Source organism: Sinorhizobium sp. Y406, assembly GCF_058732025.1.
The window spans coordinates 3,378,321-3,390,968 of record NZ_CM178974.1 but is presented as its reverse complement, the minus strand read 5'-3'; the positions used below and the strand labels follow the sequence as shown (position 1 = coordinate 3,390,968).

Annotated in this window: 7 protein-coding genes and 1 pseudogene; 3 read left to right on the top strand and 5 right to left on the bottom strand. The window is 63.4% G+C overall.

The window, feature by feature from the left end; translation table 11 throughout:
- Positions 1-40: 40 nt before the first annotated feature.
- The 3 genes from AC4P1R_RS15890 to AC4P1R_RS15880 form a co-directional block, all read right to left on the bottom strand.
- A complete protein-coding gene (locus AC4P1R_RS15890) occupies positions 41-988 on the bottom strand; it encodes a lysylphosphatidylglycerol synthase transmembrane domain-containing protein (protein ID WP_151611839.1) in 948 nt (315 codons plus the stop codon).
- 268 nt (positions 989-1,256) lie between these two features.
- Positions 1,257-2,648 carry a dipeptidase gene (locus tag AC4P1R_RS15885; RefSeq protein WP_151611838.1) on the bottom strand — a complete coding sequence of 464 codons (1,392 nt, stop codon included), beginning with the start codon at positions 2,646-2,648 and terminating at the stop codon, positions 1,257-1,259.
- A gap of 116 nt (positions 2,649-2,764) precedes the next feature.
- Positions 2,765-3,208, bottom strand: a complete 444-nt coding sequence (locus AC4P1R_RS15880; protein WP_034853331.1) for a MarR family winged helix-turn-helix transcriptional regulator — start codon at positions 3,206-3,208, stop codon at positions 2,765-2,767.
- 416 nt (positions 3,209-3,624) lie between these two features.
- On the opposite strand from AC4P1R_RS15880, the gene polA reads away from it, so the two are divergent.
- Positions 3,625-6,639 (top strand): DNA polymerase I, encoded by a 3,015-nt coding sequence (polA, locus tag AC4P1R_RS15875; protein ID WP_225190767.1) that lies wholly within the window; start codon positions 3,625-3,627, stop codon positions 6,637-6,639.
- A 63-nt stretch (positions 6,640-6,702) separates the two neighbouring features.
- On the opposite strand, the pseudogene AC4P1R_RS15870 reads toward polA, so the two are convergent.
- Positions 6,703-7,718 (bottom strand): annotated as a pseudogene (locus tag AC4P1R_RS15870) (chemotaxis protein CheB).
- A 285-nt stretch (positions 7,719-8,003) separates the two neighbouring features.
- On the opposite strand from AC4P1R_RS15870, the gene AC4P1R_RS15865 reads away from it, so the two are divergent.
- Both AC4P1R_RS15865 and AC4P1R_RS15860 read left to right on the top strand, forming a co-directional pair.
- Positions 8,004-11,492 (top strand): chemotaxis protein CheB, encoded by a 3,489-nt coding sequence (locus AC4P1R_RS15865; protein ID WP_273362826.1) that lies wholly within the window; start codon positions 8,004-8,006, stop codon positions 11,490-11,492.
- A complete protein-coding gene (locus AC4P1R_RS15860; RefSeq protein ID WP_151611835.1) occupies positions 11,476-11,862 on the top strand; it encodes a response regulator in 387 nt (128 codons plus the stop codon). Before AC4P1R_RS15865 ends, AC4P1R_RS15860 begins: the two co-directional genes overlap by 17 nt.
- 44 nt (positions 11,863-11,906) lie before the next feature.
- On the opposite strand, the gene AC4P1R_RS15855 is transcribed toward AC4P1R_RS15860, so the two are convergent.
- Positions 11,907-12,566, bottom strand: coding sequence for a TetR family transcriptional regulator (locus AC4P1R_RS15855; RefSeq protein ID WP_492177186.1), 660 nt, complete (start codon positions 12,564-12,566; stop codon positions 11,907-11,909).
- Positions 12,567-12,648: the final 82 nt, after the last annotated feature.

The window sequence follows — 12,648 nt, the reverse complement described above, 5'->3', positions numbered from 1 at the left end:
CGAACCTTTGCACGCCTGATAAGACCGCGCCGCAGGCGGCCTACGGCCCCGTTTCGTTTCGCTGCTCGAGAAGTCGTGAGTGCTCGAAGACGAAGATGACGACAAGCGCCATGACGAAGGGGATAAGCAGGTAGAGCAAGCGGAAGATCGCGAGCGCGGCGAGCACGTCGGCGGGGTCGACCTCCGGCAAGGCGGCTATGAAGACCAGTTCGAGCACGCCGAGGCCGCCCGGCGCATGCGAGAGCAAGGCGGCCGAGAAGGAGGCGAGGAATATCCCGAGGACGACGATATAGCCCGGATTGGCGGCCTCCGGCAGCGCGAAATAGATGATCCCCGCGGCGCCGAGAAGTTCGACCGGAGCGATGATCAGCTGCCTCGCGACGATCGAAGGCCGGGGATATTGCAGCTGGAACCAGCGCGTGTGCACCGGCCGTAGCCCGATCAGGCTTCCCAGGACATAGAGGCCGATGAGCGCGAGGATGAGGCCGCCGGTCGTCAGAGACATCTCGATCGGCAGGAACTCCGAGAAACGCTCGATGATGTTGGGTCTCAACAGCAGCACGATCGCCGACAGCATCAGCGTGCCGAGGGCGAAGGTGAATGAGCAGAAGGCGACGAGCACCCCGATTTCGCCGGGCGTCAGTCCCTTCGACCGATAGGCCCGATAGCGCACCACCGCCCCGGAAAACACCGATGCGCCGAGATTGTGCGACAGCGCGTAAGTCGTGAACGAGCACACCGTGATGAACCAAAGCGAGATGCGGTGGCCGAGATGGTCGAGGGCCAGCCGGTCATAGAGGGCCAGCGCCGCATAGGCGATCAGGGTCGACCCGATCGCCAGCAGCCAGCTGCGCAAGGATATGGCCTGGAAACTCGCGATGAACGCGTCGAGGGAGAGGCCGCGCAGCTCGTGATAGAGCGCATTTACCGACAGGAGAATCGCCGCCAGCCCGACAACGGGCCAGAAATATCTCTGCACCCGTTTCATACCGGCATCGGTTCACGGGCTGGATCGAAGAGGCCACCACGGGTCGGAGCGAGGCCGGAACCGTCATCTTCGCGCTGCATTTTGAAAAGATCGCGCCCGGAGCGCGTTTCTTCGTTCGCCCTTGCCAATAGCCCGGTACCCATTCTTGTTTGTTCTAAAAAGGGAAGCATCCCACACGCTGCAGGTCAAGCAGCGATCACGCCATCGCGCGCTCCCATGAGTTTGTTGGCCGCATTGGGAAGTGCGCGGCGCCGCGGGCCACGCGGGCTCACGCCGCCAGCGCGTCCAATATGCGGATCCAGGAGCGGATGCCCTTGTGGAAGGATGCAAGCTCGTATTTCTCGTTCGGCGAGTGAATGCGGTCGTCGGCAAGGGCGAAACCGACGAGCAGAGATTCCATGCCGAGCATGCTCTGGAAATCGCCGACGATCGGGATCGACCCGCCCATGCCGATGACGACGGCGGGCTTCGGCCATTCTTGCGAAAGCGCGGCCTTGGCCGTGTTGAGCAGCGCCGAATCGTAAGCCAGGTGGATCGCCGGCGAAGCGCCGTGCGGGTGGAACTCGACGGAGCAGTCCGCCGGGATTCCAGCGCGCACATGGGCGCGGAAGCTCTCACGGATCTTCACCGGATCCTGGCTGCCGACGAGGCGAAACGAAACCTTGGCGGAGGCCTGGGCCGCAATTACCGTCTTGAAGCCATCGCCCGTATAGCCGCCGACAATGCCGTTGACCTCCGCCGTCGGGCGTGCCCAGGTCAGTTCGAGCACCGATCGGCCCTTTTCGCCGGAAGGCACGGAGAGCCCGACCTCGCCGAGAAGCTTCTCCGCCGCACTCTCGAGGTTTTCCCAAGTCGCCTTGACCTCGGCGGGCGTTTCTTCGACGCCTTCGTAAAAACCCTCGAGCGTGACGCGGCCGGTCTCGTCGTGCAGCCCGGCCAGGATGTCGGCGAGGATATGGATCGGGTTTGCCGCCGCACCGCCGTAAAGGCCGGAATGCAGATCGCGATCCGCCGCCCGGACGATGATCTCCTCGCCGACCAGGCCGCGCAGCCCCGCCGAGATCGCCGGCGTTTCGCGGTCCCACATGCCGGTGTCGCAGATCAGCGCGTAGTCGGCCTTGAGTTCATCGGCATTGGCCTCGAGGAAGGGCTTGAGCGACGGCGAGCCGGACTCCTCCTCGCCCTCGAAGAGAATGGTGATTCGGCAGGGAAGCGCCCCTTTGGTCTCCTTATAGGCGCGCAGCGCCTCGACGAAAGTCATCAACTGCCCCTTGTCGTCGGACGTGCCCCGGCCGGTGATAACCTTTCGGCCGGGCTCCACCTCCTTGAACCCCGGTTCGAAAGGCGGCGCTTCCCAAAGCTCCAGCGGATCGACCGGCTGCACGTCGTAATGGCCATAGAAGAGCAGATGCGGTGCGTCCGGCCTTTCGCCGGGGTGATGGCCGACGACCATCGGATGGCCGGGCGTGTCGCGCACAGCGGCATCGAAGCCGAGCGCCTGCAACTCCCGGGCCAGCCACTCGGCCGCCTTGCGGCATTCGGTCTTGTAGGCCGGATCGGTGGAGATCGACTTCATGCGGAGGAGGTCGAAGAGGCGTTCGAGGCTTTCCGGGAGATTTGCGTCTGCGCGTTCGAGGACCGGGGTGATATCTGCCATCATGCGAATCCTTGGGTGGGTGTCGCGGGCGAACCTAGCGCATCGGCCCGAAAGGCGGAACCGCCTTTTCGGCGAACACGAAAGATGGGTTCAGGACTTGCGAGGGATGGAGGGCGGCCTCAGGAGGCGCCGTTGCCACGCGGCGAATTGGCGAGCGCCATGCGCATATATTCGAGCATGAGTTCTTTCTCGAAACGGCGAAAGCCGGAAAGCAGCGACTGCTCCGCGGCGGCAGCCGCTTCCTTCGCGGCCGCCTCGATGTCGCGGGCGCGATCGGTGAGGAATATCTGCTGGGAGCGCCGGTCGCTCGGGTGCTTGCGGCGGACGATGAGGCCGTCGCGCTCCATACGGGCAAGCGTGTTGGCCATAGTCGCCTGCTCCACGTCGATGCGCTCGAGCAACTGCTTCTGCGTGAGGCCGTCCTCGGCCCATAATTCCAGCAGGATGGGAAACTGCCCCGGCGCGAAGCCAAGCTTCTGCCCTCGCTCCTGCAGAGCGCGAGAGAAGCTCTTTGCCAGCAGGCTGGCCAGATAGCTCGCAGATTCCATACGATTGAAGGCCATGGCCTAATGCGTACGCGCGAACGCCGGCGAAGACAAGTTACAAAGAGGCAAGTATCCGCCCCTGAAGCCGCGCAAGGCCAAACCGAAAGCCGCCACGGCGCGGAGGCGGCACCGTGGCGGCTTTGTGAAAGCGGGACAAAGGCCCGGAGAGGGGGATAAGGCCTTTGTCCACATCTGGTGCGGGCGGGGGACAGGCCAATCACCAGACGACGGCATCATTTGGGTGCCGGTGTCGATGATTTGAGGATTCAAATGTGGCTTTTCAAGGATTGCCCGACTGAATCGCGCATTACAAATGCGTAACGTTTGCGTGAGAGCCACGGCCGCTGCGATGCACTGGAAATGGCGATTGCCGACGATGGCTACAAGCAAAACCGCAATGGACCTTTCTTTCCCCCCGCGCTATCCATGCCCACATGAAAAATGGTGATCATCTCTTCCTCGTCGACGGCTCGGGCTTCATCTTCCGGGCGTTCCACGCCATCCCGCCGCTCAACCGCAAATCGGACGGCCTGCCGGTCAATGCGGTGGCCGGCTTCTGCAACATGCTGTGGAAGCTGCTGACGGATGCGCGCGACACCTCCGTCGGCGTGACGCCGACGCATTTCGCGGTGATCTTCGACTATTCCTCGAAGACCTTCCGCAACGTGCTTTACGACCAGTACAAGGCGAACCGCACCGCGCCGCCGGAAGACCTCATCCCGCAATTCGGACTGATTCGCCATGCCACCCGCGCCTTCAACCTGCCCTGCATCGAAAAGGAAGGCTATGAGGCGGACGATCTGATCGCCACCTATGCGCGCCTCGCCGAGGAGGCGGGCGCCGACGTCACGATCGTCTCGTCGGACAAGGACCTCATGCAGCTCGTGACGCCGAAGGTGTCGATGTATGACAGCATGAAGGACAAGCAGATCACCATTCCCGACGTCATCGAGAAATGGGGCGTACCGCCGGAGAAGATGATCGACCTCCAGGCGATGACCGGCGATTCGACCGACAACGTGCCGGGCATCCCCGGCATCGGACCGAAGACGGCAGCCCAGCTTCTGGAGGCCTATGGCGACCTCGACACGCTGCTTGCCCGTGCGGGCGAGATCAAGCAGCAGAAGCGGCGCGAGTCGATCATCGCCAATGCCGAAATGGCGCGGCTGTCGCGCGAACTGGTCACCTTGAAGAGGGACACGCCGCTCGACGTCGACCTCGACGATCTCAGGCTCGATTCGCAGGACGGTCCGAAGCTCATCGCCTTTCTCAAGGCGATGGAGTTCAACACGCTGACGCGCCGCGTCGCGGCCGCCACCGAGACGGATGCGGAGGCGATCGAGGCGGCTCACGTGCCGGTCGAGTGGGGCGCCGAGGCGCATGGTCCGGATCTCGACGCCGGCGAGGCCGCCGGCCCGCCGCCGTCGCCCGGTTCGTCGAGTGCCGCCCCGCCGCGCGGAGACGCGGCAAAGGCGGCGGTATCTTTTGCCGCCGGCAGGGGCGATGTCGACGCCACGGGGGCGACACCGCAGGATTTGGCGCAGACGCGCGCCGACATCTTCGCCAAGGCGCCCTTCGATCCTGCCAGCTATGTGACGATCCGCGATCTCGACACGCTCGACCGCTGGATTTCCGCCGGGCGCGACGCGGGGCTTGTCGGCTTCGACACGGAGACGACCTCGCTAGATCCGATGCGGGCCGATCTCGTCGGCTTTTCGCTGGCGATCGCCAATTACGGTAACGGCCCGTCCGGCACGAAGATCCGTGCCGCCTATGTGCCGCTCATTCACAAGAGCGGCGTCGGCGATCTGCTGGGCGGCGGCCTCGTCGAAAACCAGGTACCGGCTGGCGAGGCCTTGAGCCGGCTAAAGATACTTCTCGAGGACCCTTCCGTTCTCAAGGTGGCGCAGAACCTGAAATATGATTACCTCGTCATGAGGCGGCACGGCATCACCGTCGAGAGTTTCGACGACACGATGCTGATGTCCTATGTGCTCGATGCCGGCACCGGCGCGCATGGGATGGATTCGCTCTCGGAACGCTGGCTCGGCCACACACCGATCGCCTACAAGGACATAGCCGGCAGCGGCAAGGCTGCCGTGAGCTTCGACTTCGTCGAGATCGACAAGGCGACCGCCTATGCGGCCGAGGATGCGGACGTCACGCTGAGGCTGTGGCACGTGCTGAAGCCGCGGCTTGCCGCCAAAGGCCTGACGCGCGTTTACGAGCGGCTCGAAAGGCCGCTCATCGCGGTTCTCGCGCGGATGGAGGAGCGCGGCATCACCGTCGACCGCCAGATCCTCTCGCGCCTCTCCGGGGAGCTGGCGCAGGGGGCGGCGGCGCTCGAGGACGAGATCTACCGGCTGGCGGGCGAAAGCTTCACCATCGGCTCGCCGAAGCAGCTCGGCGACATCCTGTTCGGCAAGATGGGCCTGCCCGGCGGTTCAAAGACCAGGACCGGCCAGTGGTCGACTTCCGCCCAGGTGCTCGAGGATCTGGCCGCGATCGGCCACGAACTGCCGCGCAAGATTGTCGACTGGCGCCAGCTCACCAAGCTCAAATCGACCTATACGGATGCGCTCCCCGGTTTCGTGCATCCCGAAACGAAGCGGGTCCACACCTGCTATGCGCTGGCCGCGACGACGACCGGCCGCCTCTCCTCCTCGGAGCCGAACCTGCAGAATATTCCGGTGAGGACCGCCGAGGGGCGCCGTATCCGCACGGCCTTCATCGCGACGCCGGGGCATAAGCTGGTCTCGGCGGACTACAGCCAGATCGAGCTTCGGGTTCTCGCGCATGTGGCGGACATCCCGCAGCTGCGCCAGGCCTTCGCGGACGGGGTCGACATCCATGCGATGACCGCCTCCGAAATGTTCGGCGTTCCTGTCGAAGGCATGCCAAGCGAGATCCGCCGCCGCGCCAAGGCGATCAATTTCGGCATCATCTACGGCATATCCGCCTTCGGCCTCGCAAACCAGCTGTCGATCGAACGGTCGGAAGCGGGCGATTACATCAAGCGGTATTTCGAGCGCTTCCCCGGCATCCGCGACTACATGGAGAGCACCAAGGCCTTCGCGCGCGAGCACGGGTATGTGGAAACGATCTTCGGGCGTCGAGCCCATTATCCGGATATCCGCTCCTCCAACCCCTCGATGCGCGCCTTCAACGAACGCGCCGCGATCAACGCCCCGATCCAGGGGTCAGCCGCCGACGTCATCCGCCGGGCCATGGTCAAGATGGAGCCGGCGCTCGAGGAGGCGAAGCTTACCGCCCGAATGCTGCTTCAGGTTCACGACGAACTGATCTTCGAGGTGGAGGACGGCGAGATCGAGCGCGCCATTCCGGTGATCGTCTCGGTGATGGAGAACGCCGCGATGCCGGCGCTGAGCATGAAGGTGCCGCTGAAAGTCGACGCGCGCGCAGCACACAACTGGGACGAGGCGCACTAGACGCTACAGCGCATCGAGCTTTCTGGCGGATGCGCTAGACGATTTCGGCCGGACATAAATTCCCTACTCCGCCGTCTCGACTTCATCGGCCGGCGGTGCCGCTTTCTTTTCGATCAAGGTGCGACGCAGCACCTCCGCATGCTCACGGGCTTCCTCGGCCCGCCGTCGGTACGCGGCTTCGGCCGCGTCCAGGCCGCTGCGGCGCGCGTCATCGGCCATCTTCTCGCTGAGCGTCACGCGTTCCTCGATAATCCGAAGCGCGGTCCTCATCGCCTCGTCGACGGTATTCTCGCTCGTCTCCGCCAGTATTGAGGAGGTGAATGCATGTCCGACCTGACAGCGGAACCGCAATGGCGGCGATCTTCTCACCTGCGAAAGAACCCCTCCACAGGCGGGACACGACAATTGCACCGGGTCGGCAATGACACTGATCTTCGCGGGTCGGCGCGGCGGCCGAGGGCGATATCGACCTCCAACCGAACATCGTCCGGCACGGGCACCGCCTGCCCTGCTTCTTCGCCGGCCAGCTTGGCAAGCAACGACGGCAGGTCCGAGAGCGGAGCGCGATAATCGACCTCCGCCGCCGAGAGCGCTCCAAGCGGCATGTCGGGAGCAACGGCATCCGCCGGGTTCTGGACCACGGCTACGCCGCCGCATCGCTTGAGGTCGGCCAGTCCCGCGGCCCCATCGTTCAACATTCCCGTAAGGATGAGACCGATCGCTCCCGGGCCGAAACTCATGCCGACAGAACGAAAGAGAGGATCGACCGCCGGTCGGGCAAGATTTTCGCGCGGGCCGCGGCCCAATCGCACAGTGCCGTCCATAACGAGGAGATGGTTATCCGCGGGCGCAACGTAGGCGCGGCCGGGCTGTACCGGTTCGCCATCGGTCGCGGTGCGCACGGGGATCGCCGCGCGATCGTTGAATATTCCGGCAAGCAAATCCTTGCCGCTGGCGCCGACATGAATGACGACGAAAACAGCGGCATCAAAATCGGCAGGAAGATCACGAAGAAGCTGCTTGACGGCATCGACCGAGCCCAGCGACCCCCCTATGGCTATGACGTCGCGGCGGCCCATGACATTGCTCCATTTCACCCACAACGCGCAGTTGGCCCATAAGTTCGATGGCAAAATTCCCATACGAACCCACGCGACCTGAGGACGCGCAAGTCGATGCCTTCGTCAGGAAGATTCTCCCATGTCTGTGTTGGCCGTAACGCATCGGCCGTTATATGAGTCGTGCCAGAGACGTCCGCCGGGTGTAGAATTGCCGCTATTCCGGCTTTGCAATTTGCCGAGAATCTCGCCCCGCGAGCAGCGATCGACGAGAATCGCGACGCGAGGCTGCCGGGGAGGTGAAGGATGGAGCAGGAAGAGAATCCGCCGATCGTCGGGATCGGGGCTTCGGCAGGTGGCGTCCACGCGCTCCAGACCTTCTTCGACCAGATGCCCGACGATACGGGTGCCGCCTTTGTCGTGATCCTCCACCTGGATCCCGACGCGAGGAGCGAGCTGGCCAATATTCTAGCACTACGCACGCCCATGCCAGTGAAACAGGTTGAAGGCGAGGCGCGCCTTGAGAGCAACCACGTCTATGTCATCGCGCCCAATCGGCGGCTGAAACTCGCCGACGGCAGGATAGCCGCGCTTCCTTTTGAGGAACCGCAAGCGCATCGGGCGCCGATCGACCTCTTCTTCCGATCTCTCGCGGAACAGCATGACGGAACCGCTTTCGCCATCGTTCTCACCGGCGCGGGGTCGGATGGCGCAATCGGTGTAAAAGCGGTCAAGGAGGCCGGCGGCATCGTGCTCGTTCAGGATCCGGACGAGGCGGAATACGCCTCGATGCCGCGCAACGCCATCGCCACGGAAGCTGCCGACTTCGTGCTGCCGATCCGCGAGGTTCCCGATCGGCTCAGCGAACTGATCGCAACACGAGCCACTGTCGAATCCACCCAAGGCCATTCGGGCGACGAGGATATGTTTGGCCGCATTCTGGCCCATGTGCGCGTCAGGACCGGCCATGATTTCTCCCAGTACAAGCGCGCCACGATCCTGCGCCGCATCGGTCGACGGGCGCAAGTCACCCGAAAGGAAACGCTCGGCGAATACTACACCTATCTTCGCGAGAACCCGGAGGAGGCCCAGGCGCTCTTTAGTGATTTCCTGATTTCCGTGACCACCTTCTTTCGCGATCCGGCCGCTTTCCAATCGCTTGCGGAAAACGTCGTTCCGCAACTGTTCGAGGGAAAGAGTGCCGGCAGCAGCATCAGGATCTGGGTTCCTGCCTGCGCAACGGGGGAAGAGACCTACACGATCGGCATGCTCTTGCTCGAGGAAGCCGCGCGGCGAGACGTGACGCCGGAAATCCAGGTCTTTGGTTCCGATCTCGATTCGTCAGCTCTCTCGATCGCGCGTGAGGGGCGCTTCCCGGCGGCGATCGAAGCGGATCTCACGGAAGAGAGGCTGCGCCGCTACTTCCAGCGGGAGGGCGAGTACTACCGGGTGCGGCGCGAATTGCGCGACATCGTGCTCTTCGCCAGCCACAGCCTGCTGAGAGACCCGCCCTTCTCGCATCTCGACATGGTTTCCTGCCGCAACTTGCTGATCTATCTGGACCGGCAATTGCAACAGCAGGTCTGCAACACGTTCCATTACGCGCTCAACCCCGGCGGCTTCCTCTTCCTCGGATCATCCGAAAGCGCCGATCATCCCGCCGGCCTCTTCCGTATGCTTGACCGGGAGGCACGCATCTACCGCTCGGTTGCGGGCGCCGGACGCCCGGCCCTGCCCGTGCTGCTTGGTGCGCACCAAACAGCGGGGCGGGCGCCGCAGGTTCCCCGCCTGCCCTCGCCCGCCGGCAATGTCAGCGACGCCGCCCTGCATCGCCAGATGCTCGAGAGGATCGCTCCGCCGAGTATTCTGGTGGATGAGGGTCACCGAGCAATACATCTGTCGGAAAGTGCCGGGCGCTTTCTCCGGCCCTCCGGCGGACCGGTCAGCACGGACGCGGCGGATCTCGTGCGCGAAGAATTTCGCTTCGACTTGCGGGCCGCGCTTCATCGCGCCTTCGAGCGCAACGAAGCCACCCTGACCCTGCCGATTCTTGCGCAACTTGACGGTCAACCGCACCGTGTCTACCTGCAGGTAAAGCCGGTCAACCAGAATGGCGACTCGGCACGGCATGCGCTCGTCCTGTTCGTCGAAGGCGAGGCAATGGTCGGGGCGGATGGTGCGCCGTCCGAGGCACCCGACGACCGCCCGGCGACGAGCCAGGCAGTCCGGCAATTGCAGGAGGAACTGCAGCTTGCACAGAGCCGGCTGCGGGTGACGAGGGAAGAGTCCGAGGCCGCCAACGAGGAATTGCGTGCGGCCAATGAAGAGCTCCAGTCGATGAACGAGGAATATCGTTCGACGGCCGAGGAACTCGAGACGAGCAAGGAGGAACTTCAATCCATTAATGAGGAACTGCAGACGGTCAACAACGAGCTCAAGCTGAAGCTGGAAAGCATCTCGCGTGCCCACAGCGATCTGCAGAACCTGATGGCGGCGACCGACGTCGCGACGCTCTTCGTCAACCAATCGCTGCGGATCAAACGCTTCACGCCGCGGCTGATGGACATATTCAATGTCACCCAGAACGACGAGGGGCGTTCGATCACCGACTTCACCCATCAACTCGACTATCCCAGCCTGGCCGACGACGCGCACGCGGTGCTGAAAGATCTCGCGCCGGTGGAGCGTGAGGTCAAGAATCGCAATGGCCGCTGGTATCTCGTGCGCATGCGCCCCTATCGGACCATCGACGACAAGATCGACGGCGTCGTGGCGACTTTCGTCGATATCACCGAGCGCCGCCGCGCCGAGGAGAATGCACGCGAAAGCAAGCAGCGCCTCGAGCAGGAAATGCGGCTCGTCGAGCTTTCCCGTTCACCGATTTTCGTTTGGGATTTCGACGACGGCATCAAACAGTGGAACCGCGGTAGCGAGGAGCTTTACGGCTATTCGCGCGACGAGGCGCTCGGGAAGCAGAAGGAAGAGCTGCTCAAGACCGTCGTCCCCGGTTCCTCCTTCGAAGCCCTGCGGCAGTTGCTAATGGAAAAGGGCCATTGGAGCGGTGAATTGCGTCACACCACCAAGGATGGCCAGGTGCTGACGGTGGAGAGCCAGATCGAGCTTCTCCCGCTCGGCGATCGGCGGCTCGTTCTCGAAAGCACGCGCGACGTTACGGAGCTCAAGCGCTGGGAGCAACGGCGGCAGTTGCTCTTGAGCGAACTGAGCCATCGGGTGAAGAATACGCTGGCTGTGGTCCAGTCACTCGCGCGGCAGACGCTCAGAAGCGCCGATTCAAGCGAAGACTTCGTCGAGCGATTCGAAGGGCGCCTTTCCGCGCTGGCCGCAGCGCACAAGCTTCTCGTCGCCTCCGACTGGAGGGGCGCGGAGCTCGGCGAGCTGGCGCTGAGCCAGCTTCAGGCCTATGGGGGCAGCGACCGGCAGAAGCTGCGGGTCGAGGGAGAAAGCGTCGTGCTGCCGCCCGACATCGCGACGCCCTTCGGGCTCGTGCTCCACGAGCTTGCCACCAATGCGGCAAAATACGGAGCCTTCGCGACGGAGGACGGCCAGGTGATTCTCACCTGGAAACTTCGGAACAATGGGCGACGTGTGGCGGTTACTTGGGAGGAACGTGGCGGGCCGCCGGTGAAGCCGCCGGACCATGCTGGTTTTGGCGGGGTTCTGATCGAGAAGAGTTTGCCGGGAACGACGGTCCACCGAGATTTTCGGCCGGGCGGGATGGTCTGCACGATCGACATCGAGCTTCCGGAGACCCAGAACAATGGAGCGGAAGATTGACGAGCATCGCCCGCTACAAGGCATCAGGATCCTGATTGCCGAGGACGAGATTCTCATCGCTCTCGACCTCGAAGCGGCGTTTCGCGACGCCGGGGCCGAGATCATCGGGCCGTTCATGACGCTTCCAGAGGCTTTGCAGGCAGCTGGGAGCGAGCCGGTTTCTATAGCGATTCTTGATATCCGGCTAGGAACGGCGACGACGGAGGCGGTGAGTGACCTGCTCGCCGACCGAGGCATCCCGTTCCTGTTCTATAGCGGGCAAAAATTGACCGCCGAGATGCAAAGGAAGTGGGGTGACGCCGTGCTGATCGACAAACCGGCAACCCAGGACGACATCGTCAGTGCGGCTGTCAGAGTTCTAGCGGCATAAGTTTTTGAAGGCAGGAGGTCGAAGGCTCGCACACGCGTAAGCGGCTATCGCGCATCCTCAACACGCTCGGCCGAGAATGCCGATCGGCTCGTCCCCTCGCACCTGAAACCTGAAAAGAGGCGCCGAAGCGCCTCGCGCCCCTCTGCCACGAGGTCGAAGCTACGGCCGAAGAGCAGCCAGTCGGTGCACAGCCCCATCATCATCCAGTGCAGAACGCGGACGCCAGAGGCGGGCGTCCAGCGCTCTTGCAACTGCCCTCTCTCCTGCGCGCGAGAGAAGGCGAGTTCGAGCATGGTATTGTGCCGCTCGTCGATTTCCCTTTGCTTTGCCAGCACGGCCGACATGGCGCGGTCGTAGTCGCAGCGGAGCATGATCGAAAGGATGCGCTGTCGCTGCTCGTCCCTGGCGAGCGTCTCGAGCCAATCACCGGTGGCCCTTTCGACGATGGCCAGCGTGTCGAACGCTTCGGCCTCGATGTCGCGCACGATCATGTCCTCATGGGGCAGCGGCACCGCTTCGTAGAGCGCCAGGAAAAGATCCGTCTTGTTGGCGAAATGCCAGTAGACGGCGCCGCGCGTGACCCCCGCTTCACTCGCCACTTGCTCGAGTGTCGTATTGGAGACGCCTTTTTCGTAAAACATGCGCTCGGCGGCGTTCAGGATCTTCTTCCGGGTCGCATCGGCATCGGCCTTGGTTCGGCGCATGGCAGTCTCCTTGACTGCATCTCTCCTCAAATGCCGCTCGCTTCAAGGACAAAGACCTGCAGTTTTCATACAGCGCCGCGCG

Excerpts from the sequence above, each read along its gene's own strand:
- AC4P1R_RS15890 (WP_151611839.1), bottom strand. The coding sequence starts at position 988 with ATGAAACGGGTGCAGAGATATTTCTGGCCCGTTGTCGGGCTGGCGGCG.
- AC4P1R_RS15885 (WP_151611838.1), bottom strand. The coding sequence starts at position 2,648 with ATGATGGCAGATATCACCCCGGTCCTCGAACGCGCAGACGCAAATCTC.
- AC4P1R_RS15880 (WP_034853331.1), bottom strand. The coding sequence starts at position 3,208 with ATGGCCTTCAATCGTATGGAATCTGCGAGCTATCTGGCCAGCCTGCTG.
- polA (WP_225190767.1), top strand. The coding sequence starts at position 3,625 with ATGAAAAATGGTGATCATCTCTTCCTCGTCGACGGCTCGGGCTTCATC.
- AC4P1R_RS15865 (WP_273362826.1), top strand. The coding sequence starts at position 8,004 with ATGGAGCAGGAAGAGAATCCGCCGATCGTCGGGATCGGGGCTTCGGCA.
- AC4P1R_RS15860 (WP_151611835.1), top strand. The coding sequence starts at position 11,476 with ATGGAGCGGAAGATTGACGAGCATCGCCCGCTACAAGGCATCAGGATC.
- AC4P1R_RS15855 (WP_492177186.1), bottom strand. The coding sequence starts at position 12,566 with ATGCGCCGAACCAAGGCCGATGCCGATGCGACCCGGAAGAAGATCCTG.